This is a genomic window from Rhizobium aethiopicum (assembly GCF_900094625.1).
Taxonomy (GTDB): Bacteria; Pseudomonadota; Alphaproteobacteria; order Rhizobiales; family Rhizobiaceae; genus Rhizobium; species Rhizobium aethiopicum.
Genome location: NZ_FMAJ01000001.1, coordinates 751,898 through 775,992, shown reverse-complemented (window position 1 = coordinate 775,992; position 24,095 = coordinate 751,898). Strand labels below are relative to the sequence as shown.

Genomic DNA, 24,095 nt, shown 5'->3' with positions numbered 1-24,095 from the left:
AAAGGGCGGCAAGAATTTTGGCGGCTGGAGCTGATGTCCGTCGAGGGGAGCGCCTATATCTTCAAGCGCAGCGTAATTTCGGAGGAGATGAGCTCGGGAAATGCTCCCGTTATTCCTGAGGGAGGGCTCTCGCTTACCGAACGCAACGGAACTGGGAGACCTATCCATGAACAGATTTCGAAAGATCTTAGCAGCCGGAGCGATTGCTCTGGCGGCCATCGCCTCGGCCTGCTCGACGCCGCCAAATTCATATGGCTCGGCATCAGGATACCACCCTGGCGATTCCATGAACCCGGCCTGTGCCGACGGCTTCCGACCCGGCGACGGCCGTTCCTGCAGCTATTAGAGACGGTGCCGTTTCAGGCCCGGTGCCTGGCCTGGTCTTCCAGCTCGCTGCCTCTCTCAAAAATGTTGGTTCTGCAATGGCTGGCGGCTTGCCGAAGCGGAACCCTTATCGCTCGTCTCCGTTCCTCTATCCTAACGACAGGAGGAATACGCTATGGATTGGCACCGCGTCGAAGGTAACTGGAAGCAGATGAAAGGCAAGGTCAAGGAGCAGTGGGGCAAACTGACGGACGACGATCTTGACGTCATCAATGGCAAGCGCGATCAGCTGGAAGGCAAGATCCAGGAGCGCTACGGCTACGAGAAGGACCGTACCCGCAGAGACATTGACGATTGGTATAATCGCCAGACCTGGTAATGCGCGTCATCGGGCAGCGGACGCTGTCCTTCGCCCGCTCCGATCGCGTGTCACCTTAATATCTTCTTCCGGCAACCCTCTGTTGCCGGAAGAACGCCGGCGTGTCGACCCACTGAATGGCGGGGCCTTGGGAAGGTTGACACCGCTCGAGCTGTCGTAGCGGCTAGGAGAGACGTCCGAGCGAGCCAATTCTTGGGGCGGGTTGCGAAGCCCACCCATCGACTTCGGATGATCTCAAGCACGCGGGCAGAGCAGCCTATGCGGCTTGCACTTTCGCTCAGCCGCGGCCTCTTGCAATGGCCCAGCAGGCACGCGCTTAGGCCAAAGCCACAACAGTGATGATTAGCTTGAAAGATGGCTCCCCGGGCCGGATTCGAACCGGCGACCTGTCGATTAACAGTCGAATGCTCTACCGCTGAGCTACCAGGGATCACTGCTTGGCGCGGTGTGAGTGGGCTAATACAAATGCTTGCCCGATTTGCCAAGCGGTTTTTTCAAAAAAATGAAATGAACTTGTATTTGGACGGTCTGTGCCCATCTCTGGGAAATGACAAATAGGAATGAACGCCGAGAGACAATGGGCAAAGAGAAGCGCAGAAGGCGGGCCGGGCGCTTCGGTATCGACCATGTAAACCACAGGCTTGTGCTCGGATCTTTCAGCATCGGCATGCCGCGCTCACGCATCGGGCGGATGGCAATCGGCATGGCTCTCGTGTTCTGCGGGTTGCTGGGTTTCTTGCCGATCCTTGGTTTCTGGATGGTGCCGCTCGGCCTGCTGGTGCTCTCGCATGATCTTTCAATCGCCCGCAGGCTTCGGCGCCGGCTGGCAGTCTGGTGGCACAGGCGGCGAAAGCCGGCCGGGTAACGGCGGTCATCGGAGACGATCCCTGGGGAACGATGGATCGCTATTCATGTTTTTTGAGAGTAGAAAGCGCCGCGATTGTCCGGGTGGGGAAATGAAGCTACTTCTCATCGTTGTCTTGTCCGCGGCGGCGGTTACCTCAGCCACATCAGCCGAGGCGCAAGCCGTCGACAGCCGCGGTTTTGACGCCAGCGGTATCTGCCGCCGTCCCGAAGGCTGCGTCATCGATCAAGGTCGAAGCGGCTATAACGGCCCTCGCAACTATCGCAATTTTAACGGCCGCAACGAACGCGACGGCAGGAATGACCGTGGTCGGGACGAGCGCCGCTACCGCTCCCAGAACAGGACATCGCTTGAAAGGTCCAGCTTCACCGTTGGCTGATTGCGCAGTTGCGGTCGCCCGGTTCGAGCGCGTCCGAACGGGTGCGACGCTAATTCGATCTCAATTCGCTTTCCTCGAAAATCCCGCTGTGGCCCCGATCGAGCTCGGTTGCCATCAGGAGACTACAGGCGGCAAGAAGCAGGACGAGCTTCAGTCCGTGGATTACCATCGCGACGGGCTGCCGACGGGCCGGTAATACGCGCGATGGCGCGATATAGTAATTGTAATAGAAGTGTGGATCGGTTGTTTCCAGAAGGTTTTGGTAGACATGCGGCGGAATGTTCGCATGTCTCACCGGCGCGGAACCGGCGAACTTTACGTGGAGATCCCGGGTTTCGGCATCATATGCCGCTCGTCCCTGGCTTTCCTTGAGGGCAGCCCATTCCATCGCAGCTCCTATACCCTCCCTGGCGATAAGATGGCGGGCAGGAACTCGAAGTCAAGTTTGGAATTTGTTCAAATGCTGCGGTGGTTCTTGGCGTCCTCAGGTGATTCACCAGGATCTGCCGGCGTCGAAATCTTCGCACTCTTCCTCGGTCATCAGGCGGTAAACAAACGTGCCGTCGACGACCTTTTGCATCACGTGGCCCGTGATCGGCATCTTGGTGTTGATGTCGGTGACGGGTTCGGTAACGAGGGCATAGCCCCACTCGTCTTCCTTGCCTCCGTTCAAACAGAGCATGGCGATGCGTTTGAGCCTGGCAAGCAGTGAAATGAAGATGTCTTTGGCGGTCTCGCCGAATGTCGCGTCGTGCATTGATTTCTCCCCAGAACATGGGGATCATCCAAATCAGTTCGCATTACAATCGTAACTATTTGGGATGATGCCAGAAAGGGCCGGACGTCTATTGGTATTCAGTTGACGACTATCGATCGCCCGTCACCATCCGAGCCTAGAGCCGATTGCGCAACTTTCTGCAAATGCTTCAGCAGAATGAAAAAAGGATCACATTCAGAATGAAAGGTCTTGCGCTCATTCTAGAGCTGGTCTAAATCGCGGCCACCACACGATATTTTTTGATGTCGGTCACAGGTGAGGCCTCGTGGCGGAGTGGTGACGCAGAGGACTGCAAATCCTTGTACCCCGGTTCAATTCCGGGCGAGGCCTCCAATATCTCCACAAGATGCTAGATAATTGAGACACTTCGATTGTTTTCGAGGTCGTTGCTGGCCGCTCGCTGGTGCTTGTGGCAACGCGCGCGGTTCCTCGTCGTCCGCCTTGGATCATGGCGGGCGGGATACAAGCCACGCCGAGTGTGCTTCGGCGCTCATCGCCTCAGGTCGCTTCACCATCCAGCAGCCCGCAGCAGAAGATGCCGATAAGCGCTGCGAGGATGAAGAAATCGAACAGCGTCAAATAGTCGAATATCGCAGACATGGCCTGCTCCTCCCATTTCCTCCGCTGCAAATCATACCACGAAGGGGCAGGGCCTTCCACGCTCGAGATGCAGCGCCTTGCCTTCTGTGGCGCGAAGGAGGCGCTGAGCGGATTCTTTCCATCGATCCTCGCGAAGCCTTGAAAGCATCCGTGCCGGAGATTAAGAGACGAGGGACAGGAACCGCTTTTTCAAGAGCGAGAGGACATGATGGATTTCGAAGCAGCGCGCGCGAAGATGGTCGACACCCAAATCCGCACGACGGACGTTACCTCGCATTCGGTGCTGACGGCTTTTCTCACGGTGCCGCGTGAGGCGTTCGTGCCGGAGAAGGCGAAGCTCCTTGCCTATATCGACAACGACGTCGAAATATCCGCCGCCGCACCGGGGAAGCCGGCCCGTTACCTGATGGAGGCTTCACCGCTTGCCAAGCTGCTGCAGCTTGCGGCTGTCACAAGAGATGATTTCGTGCTCGAGGTCGGTTGCGGCACGGGCTACACATCGGCGCTGCTGTCGCTCCTCGCCGGCTCGGTAATCGCGCTTGAATGCGACGAGCAGCTGGCCGGCGAAGCGAAGGCAAAGCTTGCCGGCTACGGCAAGGTCGAGGTCGTGACCGGTCCTCTCGAAAAGGGCTACGCCGCCGGCGCGCCCTATGATCTGATCTTCGTCAACGGCGCAGTCGAGGAAGTTCCGGCCGCTCTTCTCGGTCAGTTGCGCGATGGCGGCCGCCTGGTCACGGTCGAAGGCTACGGCAATGCCGCTCGCGCCAAAGTCTTCGTCGCCGAGCGCGGTGCCGTTTCGGAGAATGTGTTCTTCAACGCTTCGGTCAAGCCGCTGCCGGGTTTTGCCAAGGCGCGCGAATTCGTTTTCTAATACTGTTCTCCCAGGTGAGTTCGAACGACGGGCGCCATTGGCGCCCGTTTTCCTTACAGCGCCGCGCGTTTTCAGACGCGCAAAGGACCCTGTAACAGTTTGAATCCACGCATCCACCCGAAAACAGATTTCGATTTCGGGTGGATGTGTTGGGCTGCTCGAAACCCTTCACAAACTTCATTTATCCTGATGCCGGCGTCTCCGAATGCGGGCGGCAAGCATTGGGTAACAAAACTGTGCATGGCCGCATTCATTTGATTCGCGATGATTTTTTTCAAGTCTGGGGTATTCTAAGGTCGTGGTGATTCGGATGAACGCTCCACACCATCCGGTCGTTGTTTTGGGATAACGGGGATAGATATGGCTCAGCCAAGTGTAGCGCGTGAACCGTCCATGGAAGAAATTCTGGCCTCCATCCGCCAGATCATCGAAAGTAATGAACCCGGCGCCGGCAAGGCGATCTCAGCATCGGTGCCGCCGGTTTACGGCGCTGAGGAGGACGAAAACGGCTCCGAAATCCATCTGACGGTGGACGACACCTATGCCGGCGTCGAATTTCCAGAACCGACCATGCGCTCTTCCGATCCGCGTTTCGTCGCCGCCAATTCGGCCGGCACCGCTCCTGAGACAGAAGCTCCGGCCCGCGCGTTGTCGCTTGCCGATGTCGCCGCCCGCGTGCGCGCCGCCTCCGAGCGCAGCGCCGTCCAGGCCGGTCAAGCCCTGCGCGAAATTCCCAGCGGCTTCCGCCAGCCGGAGCCGCAGCCGGCCGTGATGCCGGAGCCGCCGCGCGCTGCGAGCCCGCAGCCGCAGCCGGCCGAGCCTGCTTTTGCCGCTGCCGCAGCACCCGTTTCCCCTGGTCATCCCGTCCGGCAGCCGGCCGAACCGACGTTTGCCGAAATACCGCAGGTCGCAGTCGCCGAGCCGGCCGCAGTCGCCCAGCCGGCCGCCGTTGCCGCCGAGACTGCGCCGCCGGCTTTGGAGCCCGCCCGTTCGGCGACCGAGCGTTTCCTGCCGAGCGTTGTCGACGAGACCCAGCCGACGCTCCTTTCTGAAGACGCCGGTCTGCAGATCAGCCGCTCCTTCGAGGAGCTTGCCGCCGCGATCGACGGTGCCGAGCGCCGCTCGCTGGACGAGATCGCCGAGGACATGCTGCGCCCGATGCTGCGCGAATGGCTTGATGACAATCTGCCGACGCTGGTCGAACGGCTGGTGCGCGAGGAAATCGAGCGCGTGGCGCGCGGCCCCCGCCGCTGATCGGATTGCTTTTACTTGGAAAAGCCGCTCCGGTCTCCGGGGCGGCTTTTTTATTGACTTGCCCGTGGCCATCCTATTTACAAACGCCACCCTCGAACCTCGAAAATTGGTCAGAAAATGCTCGACAAGACCTATGATTCTGCTGCCGTCGAACCGAAAATCGCCGCGAAATGGGATGAGGAAGACGCTTTCCGCGCCGGCGCGAACGCCAAGCCCGGGGCCGAGACCTTCACCATCGTCATCCCGCCGCCGAACGTCACCGGTTCGCTGCACATGGGCCATGCGCTCAACAACACGCTGCAGGACATCCTGGTGCGCTTCGAGCGCATGCGCGGCAAGGACGTGCTCTGGCAGCCGGGCATGGATCACGCCGGCATCGCTACCCAAATGGTCGTCGAGCGCAAGCTGATGGAGCAGCAGCTGCCCGGCCGCCGCGAAATGGGCCGCGAAGCCTTCATCGACAAGATTTGGGAGTGGAAGGCAGAATCGGGCGGCCTGATCTTCAACCAGTTGAAGCGCCTGGGGGCGTCATGCGACTGGTCACGCGAACGTTTCACCATGGACGAAGGCCTGTCGCAGGCGGTCATCGAGGTTTTCGTCACGCTTTACAAGGAAGGTCTGATTTACAAGGACAAGCGACTCGTCAACTGGGACCCGAAACTCCTGACGGCGATCTCGGACCTGGAAGTCGAACAGCATGAGATCAAAGGCAATCTCTGGCATCTTCGTTATCCGCTGGAGCCTGGCGTCACCTATCAATACCCGGTCGCTTTCGACGAGGATGGCAAGCCGACCGAATGGGAAACGCGCGACTATCTGGTCGTTGCCACTACGCGTCCGGAAACGATGCTGGGCGATACCGGTGTTGCCGTCAATCCGGACGACGAGCGCTATAAGTCGATCATCGGCAAGAATGTCATCCTGCCCATCGTCGGCCGCCGTATTCCGATCGTTGCTGACAACTACGCCGACCCGACGGCAGGCACCGGTGCCGTCAAGGTCACGCCAGCGCATGACTTCAACGACTTTGACGTCGGCAAGCGTGCCGGCCTGCGCGCGATCAACATCATGAATATCGATGGCACGATCGCCATCAAGGACAATGAGGATTTCCTCGAAGGGCTCGACCATCCGGCGGCTCTGCACGGCGCCTGGGACCGTCTGGAAGGGCAGGACCGCTTCCACGCGCGCAAGATCGTCGTCGAAATCTTCGAGGAGGCCGGCCTGCTCGAGAAGATCGAGCCGCACAAGCACATGGTTCCACACGGCGACCGCGGCGGCGTGCCGATCGAGCCGCGGCTGACGGAGCAATGGTACGTCGACGCCAAGACGCTTGCCGAACCGGCGATTGCGTCCGTGCGAGAAGGTCGCACCAAAATGGTGCCGAAGAGCTGGGACAAGACCTATTACGAGTGGATGGAAAACATCCAACCATGGTGTGTATCCCGCCAGCTCTGGTGGGGCCACCAGATTCCGGCATGGTACGGGCCGGACGGCCAGGTCTTCGTCGAGAAGACCGAGGAAGAGGCGCTGCAGGCGGCCATCCAGCATTACCTCTCGCACGAAGGACCGATGAAGGCCTATGTCGAGGATCTGCTCGAAAACTTCAAGCCGGGCGAGATCCTGACGCGGGACGAGGACGTGCTCGACACGTGGTTCTCCTCCGCGCTCTGGCCCTTCTCGACACTTGGCTGGCCGGACGAGACCGCGGAGCTTGCCCGCTATTATCCAACCAACGTTCTCGTTACTGGTTTCGACATCATCTTCTTCTGGGTCGCACGCATGATGATGATGGGCCTGCACTTCATGAAGGACGAGGACGGCGAACCTGTCGAACCTTTCCAGACCGTCTATGTCCACGCGCTGGTGCGGGACAAGAACGGTCAGAAGATGTCGAAGTCGAAGGGCAACGTCATCGATCCACTGGAACTGATTGACGAATACGGCGCCGATGCGCTGCGCTTCACCCTGGCGATCATGGCGGCGCAGGGCCGCGACGTGAAGCTGGATCCGGCCCGTATCGCCGGGTACCGCAATTTCGGCACCAAGCTCTGGAACGCCACGCGCTTTGCCGAGATGAACGGTGCAAAGAGCGACCCGCATTTCGTCCCGGAGGCGGCCGAACTCACCATCAACCGCTGGATCCTGACGGAGCTTGCCCGAACGGAACGTGACGTAACGGAAGCGCTCGAAGCCTTCCGCTTCAACGACGCAGCCGGTGCGCTCTACCGCTTCGTCTGGAACGAGGTCTGCGACTGGTATCTCGAGCTGCTGAAGCCGGTCTTCAACGGTGAGGACGAGGGCGCCAAGGCCGAGGCCCAGGCCTGCAGCGCCTATATTCTCGAAGAGATCTACAAGCTGCTGCATCCCTTCATGCCCTTCATGACCGAAGAGCTCTGGGCGCATACGGCAGGCGAGGGCAAAGAGCGCGACAGGCTGGTCTGCCATGCCGAATGGCCGTCGCCCTCCTATGCCGATGACACGGCCGCCGACGAGATCAACTGGCTGATCGACCTCGTCTCCGGCATCCGCTCGGTGCGCGCCGAAATGAACGTGCCGCCGTCGGCGACAGCCCCGCTCGTCGTCGTCAAAGCCAACAACCTGACGCGCGAAAGGCTGTTCCGTCACGATGCCGCCATCAAGCGGCTTGCGCGTGTCGAGGCGATATCGCTGGCCGATGACGCGCCCAAGGGCGCCGCTCAGATCGTCGTCGCCGAAGCCACCATCTGCCTGCCGCTCGGCAATCTGATCGATCTTTCCGCCGAAAAGGCCCGCTTGGAGAAGGCGATCGCCAAGATGGAAGGCGAGATATCACGTATCAACGGCAAGCTCTCCAATGAGAAGTTTGTCGCCAATGCGAATCCCGAGGTGGTCGAGGCCGAGCGCGAGCGCCTCCAGGAACTGGAGGGGCAGATCGCAAGCTTGAGGGTCGCTCTGTCCCGGGTCAGCGAAGCCGGATAAATTTCGGAAGCCGCTTTTCTAAGACATTTCAAAGACGCGCCCCTCGCGGGCGCGTTTTTCTTCGCCGCTGTGATGCATGCGATTCGGCCTTGAAAGAGGCCAACTTCAGGCACCCGACCTGTGGATTGTGGCTGTACGGGCATGTCACGGGCGAAAACTCGAACTGTTGTCAGATTGATACAGCTTTCACGATGTTTGGAATGAACGCCCCAAAGCGCGCCGAAATAGCGCTTCTCGCGGAATAAAATTTTATTAACCAGATTTTTTGACGTGTCCGTCAATTTCCTTACGTAAGTTAGCCACTGCAGTGACTGGGAATGCTGCCGTGGGGCGCGTTGCCATTTTCGGCGAACACTTACACAGTGTCGCCACATCAATTGCTGGAGTGGGGGAGACACAATGGCATCGCGTATGTTTTCCAAGGGCGCAACGTCGCTCGTTCTTCTTTCGTCGCTGGCTTCGCCGTCCTTTGCCGGTGGCCTGGAGCGCGGCGGCTATAACATCGATCAACTGTTCGATACCTCGCCGTTCTCATTTCAGTCGGGTGTGACCTACGTCACGCCGCAGCGCAGGCTGAAGGACGTTCGTGACACGGATACTTCAATAGGGGACGGCAATCTCAACAGCCGTCCAGACACAGCTGACGATACCTCAAATTACACTATTCCCTATATCGGCTTCAAAGCTGGCTTCGCCGACACGATCGATTGCCTCGTCGACTATTCCGAGCCCTTCGGCGGGCATACCGACCCCGGTGTGAACTGGGCCGGCGCAAACAACAACATCGAGACGGAGATCAAAACTCGCAACTATGGCGGCACCTGCTCCTATCGTTTTGATGTCGGCCCCGGACAGCTTCGCTTCATCGGCGGCGCTTTCTATCAGGAAGTGGAGGGCTTCAAGGAACGTGTGGTTTCCACCCTTCCGCTTCTGCTCGGCACCGGCAACGGCATTGGCCGCCTCGATCTCGACGATAGCGGCTGGGGCTGGCGCGCTGGTCTGGCTTACGAGATTCCGGAATATGCGATGCGCGCGAGCCTCGTCTACAATAGCCGCGTGAAGTACGATAATCTGACCGGCACTGTTGATCTCCGCCAGGTTCCAGTTGTGCCGATATTTGGAGGTCAAATCACGGACGTCTTCGGCTCTGCGGAGGCGCCCGATTCGCTGGAGCTGAAGTTGCAAAGCGGTATCGCTCCGGATTGGCTCGCCTTCGGATCGGTCAAGTGGACGAACTGGAGTGTCCTCCAGTCCGTGGCTTTCTGCCCGAAATCGACAAAAGGCCTGGCCGCATGCACGGCCGGCGGCGCTACGGAACTCACTTCGCTCGACCTTTTTTATCGTGACGGCTGGACCATCTCCGGCGGCGTGGGCCACAAGTTCAACGATCAGTGGGCCGGCGCAGTCAGCCTCACGTGGGACCGCGGCACCAGTCAGGGTTATGGTGCACAGACCGACAGCTGGACGCTCGGGCTCGGCGCCGCCTACACGCCGACCGAACATATCGAATGGCGCTTCGCCGGTGCCGTCGGCGTGTTGACGAGCGGTTCGTCCGGCACCTTCGAGTATAATGGCCAGACCTATGGCGACGACGTCTCCTATTCGTTTGGGAACGATCTGGTCGCTGCGCTGTCGACAAGCATAAAGATCAAGTTCTAATTCCACGATTTGAAGAATTGAGGAGCCCGGCACTGCCGGGCTCTTCTTTATGCGCGCCCATTAATCATGTTATTTCCCGGCCTCGTTTTGTGACGATTCAGCAACACTTTTTTCCGACGGATAGCGTATGGTGGCGATGGGGCGAATTTGTCCATTTCCCGCCACAAAGAGAGCGCACCGATATTTGCGGGCGAGGTGATGGCAGACTTACGGTGCGTGTAATCAGTAGCATGGGTCGATTTTTTTCCGGTAACACAAGATCGTACGGCGCACGTGGCGACAGCCGCGTGATTGCGGCCGTTTCTCTTTCCGGGCAAGGCTATTCCGACCGTAAATTCGACCTCACGATCGTGCCGTCGATCCATTCATCGTCGTCGTTGTCTGCCCGCTCGCACAGCCAGCCGAGCTTCGTGGCAGATGTCGATACTGGTTTCGTCACAATTGCTGTTTACGAAAGCGATGAAGGCGGGAAGGCGGATGCCGCGCCCACTGAAAGAGTGCCAGAGAGATTGCAGTCGGGCCGTGCCGAAAGCCGGGCGGTCCCGAACGATGCGCTGAAAATTCGGCCTTTGAGAAAAGGTCAGTGGGCTGGATGCGACGCGGGCAAAGGAGCCATGGAGCTCGCCGCGGGATCGCTCGCCTCGACGGGATACATCCGCGGGTTGCACGGCGTAAGCGCCGTCACCTGCCAGGGATGAACGAAAGAAATCGGTTGAAATGGTGACGTCCGAGTTCAAACTGTTCAAATTCATGCTGATGGGCATGTCGATAGCCGTTGCGCTGGCCATGAGTTGTCCGGCCCGCGCCTTTGACATCAAGGGCGACGTCAGCAAGGAATCCGGTCCTTTCGATCTCTTCAAGTTCGGCTTCAAGGCCTACAAGAACGGTCAGAAGGAGGAGGCGGTCGAAGCCTACAAATATGCCGCGGAAAAGGGCCATACCGGTTCGCGCTGGGCGCTTGCCAATATGTATGCGGACGGCGACGGCGTCACCCAGGATGATTTCGAAGCCTTCAAGATCTACAGCGAGATTGCCCAGCAGGGTGTCGAACCCGGCTCGGAGGACACCGGCTTCTTCGTCAACGCGCTTCTCTCGCTCGCCAATTACTACAAGCACGGCATATCAGGCAGCCCGGTCAAGATCGATCTCACCCAGGCGCGCCAGCTGTATTTCCAGGTGGCCTCCACCTTTGGCGTACCGGAGGCCCAATTCCAGCTGGCGCAGATGATGCTGGCAGGCGAGGGCGGCAATGCCAGCCCACAGCAGGCGAAAAAGTGGTTGAACCAGGCCCGCAAGAGTGGCCATCCCGGCGCCATGGCGGTTTTCGGAAATATTCTTTTCGATGAAGGCCAGACGGCCCGCGGTCTCGCGCTGATGACCGCCGCTCTTGACCGGTGCAAGCCGAAAGATTGCAACTGGATGGAAGCGCTGCAGGAGCAGGCCTTCTCGGTTGCGAATGAGGCCGACCGTCGCACGGCGGTATCGCTCTCGCGCAGCATCGCCAGCGGCTCTGATTAGACCAAGGCTGGACACAAACCTCAGGCAGCGAAATCGAAATGGGCGACCACTGGCACGTGGTCGGACGGCTTTTCCCAGGCCCGCACATGTTTTTCCACCGCAGCCGACGTCATCCGGTCGGCCGCTTCCGGTGACAGCAGCAGGTGGTCGATCCTGATGCCGTTGTTCTTCGGCCATGCACCGGCCTGATAGTCCCAGAAGGAATAAATCTGCGTCGCATCCGTCGTCGCCCGCACCGCATCCGTCAATCCAAGATTTTCGAGCCTGCGGAATGCTTGCCGCGTCTGCGGCAGAAACAGCGCGTCATTTTCCCAGACCCTCGGATCAAAGCAGTCGTGTGGTTCGGGAATGACGTTGTAGTCGCCGGCAAGGATCAGCATCTCTTCATAGGCGAGCCGTTCGGCGGCGAAGCTCCGCAGACGCTCCATCCAGGCGAGCTTGTAGGGATATTTCTCGGTGTCGACAGGATTGCCGTTCGGCAGGTAGATGCAGCAGACGCGCAGGATGCGCGTATCGGCCAGCGTGAACACCGCTTCGAGAAAACGTGACTGTTCATCCAGCGGATCGCCGGGCAGACCGCGATTGACTTCGGAAGGGGAACTCTTGGAGAGGATCGCGACGCCGTTGAAGCCTTTCTGGCCGTGCGTCTCGACGTGATAGCCGAGCGCCTCGATCTCCAGCCGCGGAAAACCCTCGTCGACCGTCTTGATCTCCTGCAGGCAGACGATATCGGGGTTGGAATCCTTGAGCCATTGCGTGAGATTGTCGATGCGCGCCTTGACGCCGTTGATGTTCCAAGTCGCGATCTTCATCTCTTCGTCCTGTTGGCTCTCAGCGTGTCGCGCAAAGGTGTGCCGCGGTTTTGCGATGACGACATGCGCAAAACCAAAGAGCTAAAGCGCAGCGAATCTAATAGATCGCGACGCGCTTTAGCGCGCTTCTTTTATCGCGGTCTTTCGTCGCCGGACAAGACGATAAACCGGCCGGAAGCAATTCTTCGGCCGGTTCGATGGGGATAACGCTCTGCGTTGAGATGTTCAGATCGAGAAGCTGGTGCCGCAGCCGCAGCTCGCCACCGCATTGGGATTCTTGATCTGGAAGGATTGACCAAGCAGATTGTCGACGAAGTCAATCTCGGAGCCTGCCATATACACGAGCGACAGGCTGTCGATCAGCACTTTGGCGTCATTCTTTTCGACGACGACGTCGTCTTCACCAGCGCCGTCGGCAAGATCGAACTTATAGGAAAAGCCCGAACAGCCGCCGCCTTCAACCGAAACGCGCAACGCGCTTTTGCCGGCCTCCGCACCGACGATCGCGGCGATGCGCTTTGCCGCGGCATCCGAAAGGGTTACACTCGTATCCGTCATATTTCCTCCTGCCGGGGTCAAGATCCGGAGAGAATGAGTTTCGGCACTGAAATGTTCAAATGCCTGATATCAAAGGAACTTAGCATGATCTTCGCGAAAAGGCCATGAGGCGCCGAAGTGCGCGTGCGAGCGCCTCTTTGCCGTTTCATCAGGCTATAGGTATGAACAGGGCAAAGCGGCGTCAATGGGCAGATGCGGCAACAGGCAGAATGACGGTGAAGAATGACGATTGACAGGCGGGTTTTAGGTTTCGGCGGCAGCGAAAGAGCGGTCTATGCGGCAGACCCGTGGACGACGCGTGGGCGTCTCTATCCGGAAGACGGCAGCCCGACGCGCTCCGATTTCCAACGCGACCGCGACCGTATCGTCCACACGACGGCTTTCCGCCGGCTTAAGCACAAGACCCAGGTCTTCATTGCCCAGGATGGCGACCACTACCGCACCCGGCTGACCCATACGATCGAGGTGGCGCAGATCGCCCGTGCGCTTGCCCGCGCCCTGAAACTCGACGAGGACCTGGCCGAAGGCGTGGCGCTCGTCCACGATTTCGGCCATACGCCGTTCGGCCATACCGGCGAGGATGCGCTGCACGAGGTGCTGCTGCCCTATGGTGGCTTCGACCACAATGCACAATCATTGCGCATCGTGACCAAGCTGGAGCGGCGTTATGCCGAATTCGACGGCATCAACCTGACTTGGGAAAGCCTCGAAGGTCTCGTCAAGCACAATGGTCCGCTGCTGACGCCGGAGGGTGCGGGCACGCGCGGCCCGGTTCCGCAGCCGATCCTCGATTATTGCGAACTGCACGATCTGGAACTCGCGACTTTTGCCAGCCTGGAAGCCCAGGTCGCGGCGATTGCCGACGACATCGCCTATAACACCCACGATATCGACGACGGCCTGCGCTCCGGCTATCTGAGCTTCGAGATGCTGGAGGAAATCCCTTTTCTTGCCGGGCTGATGTCCGAGGTGAGGGGACGGTATCCGCATCTGGAGCCCAGTCGCTTCACCCACGAGATCATGCGCCGTCAGATTACCCGCATGGTCGAGGACGTCATCGGCGTTGCGCAGCAGCGACTTTCCGTTCTTCGTCCGGAGAGCGCAGCCGACATCCGCGGCGCCGACCGGGTTATCGCCACTTTTTCCGAAGAGATGGCCGAAACCGACAGGCAGATCAAGGCGATGCTTTTCAAGCGCATCTACCGCAATCCCGATATCATGCGCATTCGGGCCGGTGCTGCCCAGATCGTCACAGATCTCTTTGCGGCCTATATGGCCAATCCGAAGGAGATGCAGAGCCATTACTGGGTCGATCATATCGCCGGGCTGTCCGTCGCGCCGAAAGCTCGCCATGTCGGCGACTATCTCGCCGGCATGACGGACACTTATGCGATCAGTGCCCACAGGCGATTGTTTGACCACACTCCGGATTTGCGATAGGCAGCGGTCGCCCGCCGAAGGCCGATTTCAGCCTTTGGCACAGCCTATGCATGGAAGAGTGCGATGAACCTTTTTACCGACTTCGAAGCCAGGATCAAAACCGCCCTTGAACAGATCGATCTGGTCAGGGAAAAGCGATCTGAGCTCGATTTCGGCCGCATCACCGTCGAACCGCCGCGCGATGCGAGCCATGGCGACGTTGCGACCAACGCCGCGATGGTGCTGGCAAAACCGCTCGGGACCAATCCTCGCGCCCTTGCAGACGTCATCATCGTCAAGCTGAAGGAGGATGCCGACGTCGCCGATGTCTCGGTCGCAGGTCCCGGCTTCATCAACATCCGTCTCGCCGTCGGTTATTGGCAGCGGCTGCTGGCCTCGATCATCGGCGCAGGCACCGACTATGGCCGCTCGACCCTCGGTGATGGCCGGAAGGTCAACGTCGAATATGTCTCGGCCAATCCGACCGGCCCGATGCATGTCGGCCATTGCCGCGGCGCCGTCGTCGGCGACGCGCTCGCCAACCTGCTCGCCTTTGCCGGCTACGGCGTCGAGAAGGAATATTACATCAACGACGCCGGCTCGCAGATCGACGTGCTAGCCCGCTCGGTCTTCCTGCGCTATCGAGAAGCGCTCGGCGAAAGGATCGGCGAGATTCCTTCCGGTCTCTATCCGGGTGACTATCTCGTGCCGGTCGGCCAGTCGCTTGCCGCCGACTACGGCGTGCGGCTGCACAATATGCCGGAAGAGCAATGGATGCCGATCGTCAAGGATCGCACCATCGAGGCGATGATGGTCATGATCCGCGAAGATCTGGCGGCGCTGAACGTCCATCACGACATTTTCTTTTCCGAGCGCGCCCTGCATGCTAATGGAGCGGCGGCCATCCGCACGGCGATCAACGACCTGACCTTCAAGGGCTACGTCTACAAGGGCACGCTGCCGCCGCCGAAGGGTCAGCTTCCCGAAGACTGGGAAGATCGCGAGCAGACGCTGTTCCGCTCGACCGAGGTGGGCGACGACATGGATCGGCCGCTGATCAAGTCGGACGGCTCCTACACCTATTTCGCCGCTGACGTCGCCTACTTCAAGAATAAGTTCGATCGTGGTTTCGACGAGATGATCTATGTGCTCGGCGCCGACCATGGCGGCTACGTCAAGCGGCTGGAAGCGGTTGCACGCGGCGTTTCAGACGGCAAGGCGAAGCTGACGGTGCTGCTCTGCCAGCTCGTCAAGCTTTACCGCAACGGTGAGCCGGTGAAGATGTCGAAGCGCTCCGGCGATTTCGTCACGCTTCGGGACGTCGTCGAGGAAGTCGGACGTGATTCGGTCCGCTTCATGATGCTCTATCGTAAAAATTCCGAGCCGCTCGACTTCGATTTCGCCAAAGTGACGGAGCAATCGAAGGACAATCCGGTTTTTTATGTGCAGTATGCGCATGCCCGCTGCATGTCGGTCTTCCGGCAGGCGAGGGAGGCTTTCCCCGGCCTCGACGTTTCGCCCGAGGATCTTGCTAAAGCCGTTGCTGGCATTGGCGATCCGGCCGAATTGCAGCTTGTCGCCAAGCTTGCCGAATTCCCGCGTATCGTCGAGGCGGCAGCCCAGTCGCAGGAGCCGCATCGCCTCGCTTTTTACCTCTACGACCTCGCAAGTTCGTTCCATGCTCATTGGAACAAAGGTAAAGATCAGCCGGAATTACGATTTGTTAATGATAAAAACCGAGAATCAAGTATTGCCAGACTTGGGCTGGTGTACGCTGTCGCGTCGGTTTTGAAGTCGGGACTTGCCATTACAGGCACTGCCGCACCTGACGAAATGCGATAACGTCACCATTTCCCCACAATGCGCTGGCATTTGAGCGTTGGCGTTTGCGAGTGGGATAGGCATGGCTGAGAAACAACTTGCGTATGATACGCGCGGAAAAGACGATCTGTTTGCTGACGACGATCCGTTGGCCGAACTTGCCCGTATCGTCGGCTTCGAACCGCGTGTTGCAGCAAATACAGTGACCGAGGCCGCGCGCCGCGAACCCGCCTTCAATCTTGAAGACGAACTCGGGCGCGAGTTCGACCGTTACGATTCGCCGCGTCCGCTTGGCGAACTGGACCGGCCGGCCGAGCCGATCTCTGACGAGATCACCCCCGAAGATTATGTCGAGCCCGTTCTCGATGTTTCGCCCGCTGCCGTAAGCGTGGATGTTCCGGCACCAGTCTCCGTTGATCCCGTTGCCGCAGAAGGTTCTGCCGAGCCCCCTGCAGGAGAGTGGGACGCTGCCGCCGACTGGGCGGCCGATCCGCTGCCGCTTTCTGTCGATCCTGCTCCCGAAGCGCCGGTCCAGACTGCTTTCGGCGGCGCCCGCGATCTAATCGAGGAACTCGAATTGTCGATCGGAGCAGCGCCGGTCTCTTCTTTGGCGCAGCCCGCCAAGGCGCCGCAATGGTCGGCCGCCAGCATCAGGTTGCCGCTTGCGAATTTCCACGCGCCGAAACGCGAGCAGCCGGCGGTTCCGCCGGTCGCTGCAGTCGAACCTGTCGCCGAAGTGACCGCCGCGCCTGTGACTGAAACAGCCGCCGATCCGATGGCCGAAGCAGCCGCCGATCCGGCGGTTGAACCAGCGCTTGTCGATCCTGCCCCGGCAGAGCCGGAGCTCGTGATCGAGCAGCCGGCTCCCATCGCTGCCGTCGAAGCTCCCGATGAGTTCCAATCCGCATCGCCCTCGTTTGGTTTTCCCGCTGAGCTCGATCGCCACGACGAGGCGGTTGCGCCACAAGAAATTGCCGAAGCCGATGAATTCGTTGAAGTCGAAGACGAGCTGGAAGAGTTCAGCTCCGAAGCCGGTTTCGATCTCGCGGCTGCCATCGAGGGCGATATTCATGCCGATGCGGCCCTGACCGAAGTCGTGCCTGAAGTGCCGCACACCGCCGGCACGTTCGATCTCGACGACCTGCTGGCCGACGTCTCGCGTTATCCCGTGCCCCATCCGGTATTGCAGCGCGCCAATCTCGCGCCTGTTTCGCCGCAGTCCGCCTCCATCGAAGCCGCGCCCGCCGCCACCGTGGTCGCCGCACCGGTTCAGCCCGAAGCGGTCGCGCCCGCGTCGGTCTCTGCTGCACCGGTCGTCACAGCTCCGATCGAAAGCGTTCCAGCGTTTGCTGTCGAAGCCGCTAGTCCGGTCGCGCTACAGCCTGCCGAGATCACCCCGGCCCAGCCTGCCACAACCGCATATTCACGGGCGCCGCAGCCGGCGTCGGAAGCCGATGATCCCTTCGCCGGCCACGATTTCGAATTGGATCTAGCCGGCATCGAGCTGGAACTTGCCGATCTCGATTTCACCGAAGCAGCCGAGCCTGCGCCGCAGCCAAAGGCAGAGCCGGCACCGCCCGCGTCTCAGCAGGCAGCGCCTGAGCGCTCGCAGGCCGCTGCGCCGGCCCGGCCCGCACCGGCCTTTATCGCCGAGCCGCAGGCCCGAGAGCCCGCTCCGGCTCCGGCTTTCAACCGGGCGCCTGCCGCAGAGGCGTCTGCGGCTGAATCAACCGAAGACCTACCGTTCGATCCGGCGATGATCTCCGATCCCGAGGATCGTCCGGAGACAGTGGATGACATGCACGTGCCGGCGCTGCCGCCGGTCGAGCAGCCCGCTCCGGTCGCGAAAGCCGCGGATTTCGATTTCGATCTCGACGCCGAGATCGCGAGCTTCTTCGAGCCGGCCAAGCCGCGCGAGACGGCGGCGCCCGCCCGTAATATGGCTGCCGCTGTGGCAAAGCCGGCCAAGCCGACCATTGCCGACGGTCTCGATGATTTCGAACGGGCGCTGGAGGAGGATTTCCGCCGCAGCGTGCGCGAGCCGGTTGAGCGCCGCGAGACTTCCGAGGTCCACATCGAGTCGGCAAGCCAGGCCGCTGATTTCAGCCGCGCCCGGTCGATGCGCCGGCTGCTTGCCGGGGCCGTGGTGCTGGTGGTCTTCGCCGGCGTCGGTTATGGCGTCTATTCCTCCGTCTGGAACGGCGAAGGACTTGGTATTATCGCGTCCGGCGAGCCGCGCGTGATCACTGCCGATAAGGCGCCGGTCAAGGTCGTTCCGGAAAATCCTGGCGGCAAGACGGTTCCGAACCAGGATAAGGCCGTCTATGACCGCGTAGCGGGTTCTGCCGAGGAGCCGAAGCAGAAGGCGCTCGTCTCCTCGGACGAGGCGCCTGTCGATGTCGTCCAGCGCACGTTGACGCCGGAGGCCTTGCCGGAGGATGACGAGAACGTCGGCGTCGACGGTCGCGTGACGCCGACCGCTGTTGGTGAGACGGAGGATCCGCGTCTGCTGCCGAACCAAGCCAGCGCCGACGACGCTTCCGCAAGCGACGCCGACAAGACGCCGTCCGTGTCGCCGCGCAAGGTCCGCACGATGATCGTCAAGCCTGACGGCACCCTGGTTGCCCGTGAGGAACCGGCGCCCGTCGACCAGCCGGCCCAGCCGATGCCGTCTGCCCAGCCGCCGGTGACGGCGCAGTCTGCCCCGACGGCGTCATCGGCCCCGATCGCGCCGCCGGTTGCCGGAACGGCTGCGAGCTTCCCGGCAAGTGCTGAGGTTGCCTCGGCCGATGCGCGTTCAGCAGCACCTGTCGAAATCGCGCCGGCACAGCCGTTGCCTGCAGCAACTGCCGATGTGCAGGCGGCAACTCCTGCGCCGGCCGATGCGCCGGTACGCCCGGTCAAGACGACGACGATCGCCGATACCGCCCCGGTTCCGATCGCCCGCCCGGTCGATCAGCCGGTCAACGTCGTCGGCACCGTCACCGAGAAGGGCAATGTGCGCACGCCCGCACAGCAGCCGACGCAGGTCGCCTCCGCAACGCCGGCCGCCGCCCAGCCGCCGCAGGCCGCAGCCGCCGGCAGCTACGGCCTGCAGATCGCTTCGCTGCCATCGGAGGATGAGGCCAATAAATCCTATGCCAACCTGTCGAAGAAATTTGCCGGCGTGCTCGGTGGCCGCGCCCATGAGATCCGCAGGGCCGATATTGCCGGCAAGGGCACTTTCTACCGTGTCCGCATCCCGGTCGGCTCCAAGGACGAGGCCGCAGCACTGTGCGAGAAGTATCGTGCCGCGGGTGGAAGCTGCCTGATCTCCCGGTAACTGCAGATCGCTATAGAAGAGCGGCGGGCCCGGGTCGGGCGCGCCGCTCTTTTTTGTGCATCGTGGCCGGGCTCGCTCGCATTTGGCGGGGCGGTGTCTATGATTCTCACATGACCGAATCAAAAGCGATGATCCTGGGCTGCAGCGGCCTTTCCCTCACCTCCGAAGAGAAGGCCTTTTACCGGGGCGAGCGACCTTGGGGCTTCATCCTTTTCGGGCGCAACATCTCCGAAGCATCGCAGATCGCCGACCTCGTCGCCGAATTGCGTGACAGCGTCGGCTGGCATGCGCCGGTGCTGATCGATCAGGAAGGCGGTCGCGTCCAGCGCATCCGTCCACCGGTCCTGCCGCGCTATCCCGCGGGTCAGGCGCTGGGTGATCTTTATCGCCGCGACCCGTCACTCGGGCTGCGCGCCGCTTGGGTGATGTCGCGCCTCCATGCCTTCGACCTTTCGAAGTTTGGCATCAATGTCGATTGCCTGCCGGTGCTCGACGTGCCGGTCGAAGGCAGCAGCAACGTCATAGGCGACCGCGCCTATGGCGGTGATCCCGATACGGTCATTGCCATGGGGCGGGCGGCTGGCGAAGGGCTGAGGGCCGGCGGCCTTCTGCCTGTGATGAAGCATATGCCGGGCCACGGTCGCGGCTTCGCGGATTCACATCTGGAGCTGCCTGTCGTCACCGTCGCCCGCGATGAGCTCGAGGCCCACGACTTCCGGCCCTTCATCGCGATGAAGCACGAGTTGATGGCAATGACCTGCCATCTCGTCTTCACCGCTATCGACCCGGACAATCCGGCGACGACCTCGCGCAAGGTGATCGACGGCGTCATCCGTGAGCACATCGGCTTTGACGGTCTGCTGCTTTCCGACGACAGCTCGATGAATGCGCTTTCCGGCACGATCGGTGAAAGGGCGGCGAATATCATTGCAGGCGGATGCGATATCGTGCTGCATTGCAATGGCCATATGGACGAGATGCTGGATGTCGTGGCAAATGTTCCGCCGCTGGCCGGCCTGTCGCTTGCCCGCGCAAAAGCGGTAGAAGCAGGCTTCGCCGCGCCGGATATGGCTGACGAAGCCGAATTGCGGGCGGAATTCGAGGCGATGTTTGCGATGGTCTGATCGCAGAGGAGCAAGGTGTGAACACGGTCAAGGGCACGGAACGTCCGCAGGCGGCAACGCCAATGGACAAGCTGTGGCAGGATAACGGCGCCGAGCGCGCCAGCCACGAGCCGGCGCTTGTAATCGACGTCGCTGGCTTCGAAGGGCCGCTGGACCTGCTGCTCTATCTCGCGCGCAATCAGAAGGTCGACCTGTCGCGCATTTCCGTCTTGGCGCTCGCCGAGCAATATCTGCAATTCGTCGAAAGCGCCCGGCGCATCCGCATCGAGCTTGCCGCCGATTATCTCGTCATGGCGGCCTGGCTTGCCTATCTCAAGTCGCGACTGCTCATTCCCCAGCAGGTCAAGGATGACGGCCCTTCCGGCGAGGAGATGGCGGCAACGCTCGCCTTCCGCCTGAAGCGTCTCGAAGCCATGCGCCAGGCGGCGGAGGGCCTTGTGAACCGCAATCGCCTCGGCCGCGATATCTTCGCCCGCGGCGCGCCCGAGCATATTCCCGATCGGCAGCAATCCGCTTATGTGGCGAGCCTCTACGATCTCCTGACTGCCTATGCGGCGCTGCGCCAGCGCCATGCCGTCACCCAAGTGACGATCGAAAGGCGCAATGTCTGGTCACTGACCGATGCCCGTGAGCTGTTGACGCAGATGATCGGCGAATTCGGTGACTGGACGGCAATGGAGCATTATCTGCTGCGTTATCTAGCAGCGCCGGAAGAACGCGTCACGGCGATCGCCAGCGCCTTTGCTGCTTCGCTGGAGCTGGTGCGCGAGGGCAAGCTCGAAATCCGCCAGAACGGCGCCTTTCAGCCGATCTATATGCGCCGCGGCCCGAAACATGCGACGCTGCAGGTGGTGGAACAGGAGCGGCCGGCTTGATCGATCTGAAGGGCGACGAGGATTTCGATGAGGAGGGCCGCGACCTGCAGGCCGAGATCGAGGCTGAGCGCATCGCCGAGGCGCTGGTCTTCGCCTCCTCGCAGCCGGTTTCAGAAGGCTTCATCGCCGAGCGGCTGCCTAGGAGCGCCAATGTACATGCGATCATGCTGCGCCTGAAGGAGCAATATGCGCTGCGGGGCGTCAATCTTGTGCAGATCGAGGGCGCCTGGGCTTTCCGCACGGCCGCCGATCTCTCCTTCATCATCCGCCGCGATGACAATGAAGTGAAGAAGCTTTCGCGCGCCGCACTCGAAGTGCTGTCGATCATCGCCTATCACCAGCCGGTGACGCGCGCCGAAATCGAGGACATTCGCGGCGTTCAGACCTCACGCGGCACGCTCGACGTGCTGATGGAAGCCGGCTGGGTGCGGTTTCGCGGCCGCCGGCGCACACCGGGCCGGCCGGTGACTTTGGGTACGACCCGCGATTTTCTCGACCATTTCGGCTTGGAGGAATTGCGCGATCTGCCCGGCCTCGAAGAATTGAAGGGAGCGGGCCTGCTGTCCGGCCGTATCCCGGCTAATTTCAATATTCCCTCACCGTCGATGAACGACGAATTGACCGAGGACGAGGATCCGATCACCCAGATGGATCTGGAAGAACTTGGGTTGCTTGCACCGCGCTCTGCCTCCGAAGATTGAGCGGCTTCGTCTTGCTTTTGCCATGCATGACGAAAACAATGGCGATCACGTTTTTCGACGGGTCTGTGACTTGTCACAGAGGGTGTTACCGTGACATTAAGCTCAGTTCGAAGGGCTTGATGTTGGAAACGGTGTAAGAAATCCTTACATCGGGGAACATCGAAACAGGGAGTTAGAGTGATGGGTTCTCTTAGCATGTGGCACTGGCTGATCGTTCTGGTCATCGTGCTGTTGTTGTTCGGTCGCGGCAAGATTCCGGAACTGATGGGCGATGTTGCCAAAGGCATCAAGAGCTTCAAGAAGGGCATGACGGACGAAGACGCGCCGGATACGGCAAAAACGGTCGATCACAAGGCCGACGAAACGAAGTAACCAAGTCCGGGAAAAAGCGCAGCCCCCGCGCTTCCCGTCCAGGAGCCTTGCATGTTCGATATAGGCTGGACCGAGCTTTTGGTCATCGCGGTCGTGCTGATCGTCGTTGTCGGTCCTAAGGATTTGCCGCCGATGCTGCGCGCTTTCGGCAAGATGACGCAGCGCGCCCGCAAGGTCGCAGGCGACTTTCGTGCGCAATTCGACGAAGCGTTGCGCGAAGCCGAGCTTGACGATGTCCGCCAGACGATCAGCGACGCCCAGAGGCTCAATCCGGTCAACAGCCTGCGCGAGGCGATGAATCCTCTTCGCGAGATGGGCAACGAGATCAAGGCCGACTTGCAGAAGACGACTGCGGCTCCGGAAAACAAGACGGAGGTGCCGCCGGCTGCCGTCTCGGCCCCGACGCCGTCGATGAGCCTGCCGGAAACGCCGCCGCTGGTGCCGGCGCCTGCGCAGCCCGAGCCGGTTGCAGCAGCGATCGTCCAGACCGATACCGTTGCCGAGCAGCCGAAGGCCGTGCGCAAGCCGCGCGCCAAGGTTGCCGATAAAGCCGATGCCGCCGCCGCCATTGCGGTGCCCGTGGAAAAGCCAAAGCGCACGTCGGTGGTCAGGAAACCTGCAACGCCCAGCAAGCCGGCGCAGACGAAAAAGAAGGACGAGGCATGAGCGGTGATATCGAAGACAAGCCGCAGCCGCTGATCGAGCACCTGATGGAGCTGCGCACGCGGCTGATCTGGTCGATCGGGGCGTTCTTCATCGCCTTCATCGTGTGCTTCGTTTTCGCAAAGCACATCTTCAACTACCTGGTCTTTCCTTACAAGCTCGCCGTTAGCTGGGCCAATCTCGACGTCGCGAAGGCGCAGCTCATCTACACCGCGCCGCAGGAATTCTTCTTTACCCAGGTGAAGGTCGCCATGTTCGGCGGCTTTGTCATCGCTTTTCCGATCATCGCTGCGCAGATCTACAAGTTCGTCGCCCCAGGCCTCTATAAGAATGAACGGGCGGCCTTCCTGCCGTTCCTGATCGCTTCCCCGATTCTGTTCCTTCTCGGCGCCGCACTGGTCTATTTTTTCTTCACGCCGATGGTCATGTGGTTCTTCCTGTCGATGCAGCAGGCGCCGGGCAATGACGAAGTAGCGATCTCGCTCCTGCCGAAGGTTTCGGAATATCTGAGCCTGATCATGACGCTGGTCTTTTCCTTCGGCCTCGTCTTCCAGCTGCCTGTTGTCACGACGCTGCTTGCCCGTGTCGGCCTGCTGACGTCGGAATGGCTGGCCGAAAAGCGCAAGTTCGCGATTGTACTCGCCTTCGTCGTCGCCGCCGTGCTGACGCCGCCGGACCCGATGTCCCAGATCGGCCTTGCGATACCGACGATCCTTCTCTACGAGATTTCCATCTACGCGGCACGACTCGTGGAGCGTCAGCGTTCCCAACAGGCACTTGAAGAGGCTTCTGGTTCCTCCGACGTCGCCAAGACGGACAGTGTCTGACCGGTTCCGGACT

23 protein-coding genes and 2 tRNA genes are annotated in these 24,095 nt (G+C 60.7%); 20 read left to right on the top strand and 5 right to left on the bottom strand.

Annotated features, from left to right (window positions below; all coding sequences use genetic code 11):
- The first annotated feature begins 166 nt into the window (after positions 1-166).
- Together GA0061105_RS33235 and GA0061105_RS03935 are read left to right on the top strand one after the other, a co-directional pair.
- Entirely contained in the window at positions 167-346 is a 180-nt protein-coding gene (locus tag GA0061105_RS33235; protein WP_092748110.1) for a hypothetical protein, read from the top strand.
- Between the two features lie 153 nt (positions 347-499).
- The gene (locus GA0061105_RS03935; RefSeq protein WP_064696085.1) at positions 500-703 is read left to right on the top strand and encodes a CsbD family protein; all 204 of its coding nucleotides are present in this window, start codon (positions 500-502) and stop codon (positions 701-703) included.
- Between the two features lie 355 nt (positions 704-1,058).
- Here the strand turns inward: GA0061105_RS03935 and GA0061105_RS03930 are convergent.
- Positions 1,059-1,133 (bottom strand) — tRNA-Asn (locus GA0061105_RS03930).
- Positions 1,134-1,250: 117 nt separating this feature from the next.
- Between GA0061105_RS03930 and GA0061105_RS03925 the strand changes: the two genes are divergently transcribed.
- Together GA0061105_RS03925 and GA0061105_RS03920 are read left to right on the top strand one after the other, a co-directional pair.
- The gene (locus tag GA0061105_RS03925) at positions 1,251-1,568 is read left to right on the top strand and encodes a PGPGW domain-containing protein (RefSeq protein ID WP_092748108.1); all 318 of its coding nucleotides are present in this window, start codon (positions 1,251-1,253) and stop codon (positions 1,566-1,568) included.
- A gap of 91 nt (positions 1,569-1,659) precedes the next feature.
- The gene (locus GA0061105_RS03920; RefSeq protein ID WP_092748106.1) at positions 1,660-1,947 is read left to right on the top strand and encodes a hypothetical protein; all 288 of its coding nucleotides are present in this window, start codon (positions 1,660-1,662) and stop codon (positions 1,945-1,947) included.
- A 49-nt stretch (positions 1,948-1,996) separates the two neighbouring features.
- On the opposite strand, the gene GA0061105_RS03915 is transcribed toward GA0061105_RS03920, so the two are convergent.
- Together GA0061105_RS03915 and GA0061105_RS03910 are read right to left on the bottom strand one after the other, a co-directional pair.
- Positions 1,997-2,335 (bottom strand): KTSC domain-containing protein, encoded by a 339-nt coding sequence (locus GA0061105_RS03915; protein WP_092748104.1) that lies wholly within the window; start codon positions 2,333-2,335, stop codon positions 1,997-1,999.
- 105 nt (positions 2,336-2,440) lie between these two features.
- Positions 2,441-2,704, bottom strand: coding sequence for a hypothetical protein (locus GA0061105_RS03910; RefSeq protein ID WP_064696028.1), 264 nt, complete (start codon positions 2,702-2,704; stop codon positions 2,441-2,443).
- Positions 2,705-2,984: 280 nt separating this feature from the next.
- Between GA0061105_RS03910 and GA0061105_RS03905 the strand changes: the two genes are divergently transcribed.
- From GA0061105_RS03905 to exoR, 7 genes are all read left to right on the top strand, one after another.
- A tRNA-Cys gene (locus GA0061105_RS03905) sits at positions 2,985-3,058 on the top strand.
- A gap of 472 nt (positions 3,059-3,530) precedes the next feature.
- Positions 3,531-4,196 carry a protein-L-isoaspartate O-methyltransferase family protein gene (locus tag GA0061105_RS03900; RefSeq protein WP_208601615.1) on the top strand — a complete coding sequence of 222 codons (666 nt, stop codon included), beginning with the start codon at positions 3,531-3,533 and terminating at the stop codon, positions 4,194-4,196.
- Between the two features lie 360 nt (positions 4,197-4,556).
- Entirely contained in the window at positions 4,557-5,450 is an 894-nt protein-coding gene (locus tag GA0061105_RS03895; RefSeq protein ID WP_092748100.1) for a DUF2497 domain-containing protein, read from the top strand.
- A 117-nt stretch (positions 5,451-5,567) separates the two neighbouring features.
- A complete protein-coding gene (locus GA0061105_RS03890; protein WP_092748098.1) occupies positions 5,568-8,411 on the top strand; it encodes a valine--tRNA ligase in 2,844 nt (947 codons plus the stop codon).
- Positions 8,412-8,810: 399 nt separating this feature from the next.
- Positions 8,811-10,070 carry an OmpP1/FadL family transporter gene (locus GA0061105_RS03885; RefSeq protein WP_064696023.1) on the top strand — a complete coding sequence of 420 codons (1,260 nt, stop codon included), beginning with the start codon at positions 8,811-8,813 and terminating at the stop codon, positions 10,068-10,070.
- A gap of 230 nt (positions 10,071-10,300) precedes the next feature.
- Positions 10,301-10,768 carry a hypothetical protein gene (locus GA0061105_RS03880; RefSeq protein ID WP_064696022.1) on the top strand — a complete coding sequence of 156 codons (468 nt, stop codon included), beginning with the start codon at positions 10,301-10,303 and terminating at the stop codon, positions 10,766-10,768.
- Positions 10,769-10,787: 19 nt separating this feature from the next.
- Positions 10,788-11,588, top strand: coding sequence for an exopolysaccharide production regulator ExoR (exoR, locus tag GA0061105_RS03875; protein WP_064696021.1), 801 nt, complete (start codon positions 10,788-10,790; stop codon positions 11,586-11,588).
- Positions 11,589-11,608: 20 nt separating this feature from the next.
- Here exoR and xth read toward each other — a convergent pair whose 3' ends face one another.
- Positions 11,609-12,400 carry an exodeoxyribonuclease III gene (gene xth, locus GA0061105_RS03870; protein ID WP_092748096.1) on the bottom strand — a complete coding sequence of 264 codons (792 nt, stop codon included), beginning with the start codon at positions 12,398-12,400 and terminating at the stop codon, positions 11,609-11,611.
- Positions 12,401-12,625: 225 nt separating this feature from the next.
- Positions 12,626-12,958, bottom strand: coding sequence for an iron-sulfur cluster insertion protein ErpA (erpA, locus tag GA0061105_RS03865; protein ID WP_092748094.1), 333 nt, complete (start codon positions 12,956-12,958; stop codon positions 12,626-12,628).
- Positions 12,959-13,180: 222 nt separating this feature from the next.
- Between erpA and GA0061105_RS03860 the strand changes: the two genes are divergently transcribed.
- The 9 genes from GA0061105_RS03860 (at position 13,181) to tatC (ending at position 24,082) form a co-directional block, all read left to right on the top strand.
- Complete coding sequence (locus tag GA0061105_RS03860) at positions 13,181-14,398, top strand: deoxyguanosinetriphosphate triphosphohydrolase (RefSeq protein WP_092748092.1); 1,218 nt, start codon at positions 13,181-13,183, stop codon at positions 14,396-14,398.
- Positions 14,399-14,461: 63 nt separating this feature from the next.
- Positions 14,462-16,219, top strand: a complete 1,758-nt coding sequence (argS, locus tag GA0061105_RS03855; protein WP_092748090.1) for an arginine--tRNA ligase — start codon at positions 14,462-14,464, stop codon at positions 16,217-16,219.
- A gap of 61 nt (positions 16,220-16,280) precedes the next feature.
- Entirely contained in the window at positions 16,281-19,520 is a 3,240-nt protein-coding gene (locus tag GA0061105_RS03850) for an SPOR domain-containing protein (RefSeq protein ID WP_092748088.1), read from the top strand.
- Positions 19,521-19,630: 110 nt separating this feature from the next.
- Positions 19,631-20,644: a beta-N-acetylhexosaminidase gene (nagZ, locus tag GA0061105_RS03845; RefSeq protein ID WP_092748086.1), complete on the top strand. Its 1,014-nt coding sequence runs from the start codon at positions 19,631-19,633 to the stop codon at positions 20,642-20,644.
- 17 nt (positions 20,645-20,661) lie between these two features.
- Positions 20,662-21,519, top strand: coding sequence for a segregation and condensation protein A (locus tag GA0061105_RS03840; RefSeq protein ID WP_092748084.1), 858 nt, complete (start codon positions 20,662-20,664; stop codon positions 21,517-21,519).
- On the top strand, positions 21,516-22,220 hold the full coding sequence (gene scpB / locus GA0061105_RS03835) for an SMC-Scp complex subunit ScpB (protein ID WP_092748082.1): 705 nt from the start codon (positions 21,516-21,518) through the stop codon (positions 22,218-22,220). Before GA0061105_RS03840 ends, scpB begins: the two co-directional genes overlap by 4 nt.
- A gap of 180 nt (positions 22,221-22,400) precedes the next feature.
- Complete coding sequence (locus tag GA0061105_RS03830) at positions 22,401-22,592, top strand: twin-arginine translocase TatA/TatE family subunit (protein WP_038688487.1); 192 nt, start codon at positions 22,401-22,403, stop codon at positions 22,590-22,592.
- 51 nt (positions 22,593-22,643) lie between these two features.
- A complete protein-coding gene (gene tatB, locus GA0061105_RS03825) occupies positions 22,644-23,258 on the top strand; it encodes a Sec-independent protein translocase protein TatB (protein ID WP_092748080.1) in 615 nt (204 codons plus the stop codon).
- Positions 23,255-24,082 (top strand): twin-arginine translocase subunit TatC, encoded by an 828-nt coding sequence (gene tatC, locus GA0061105_RS03820; protein WP_092748078.1) that lies wholly within the window; start codon positions 23,255-23,257, stop codon positions 24,080-24,082. The genes tatB and tatC overlap by 4 nt, the downstream gene beginning before the upstream one ends.
- The last annotated feature ends 13 nt before the right edge of the window (positions 24,083-24,095 follow it).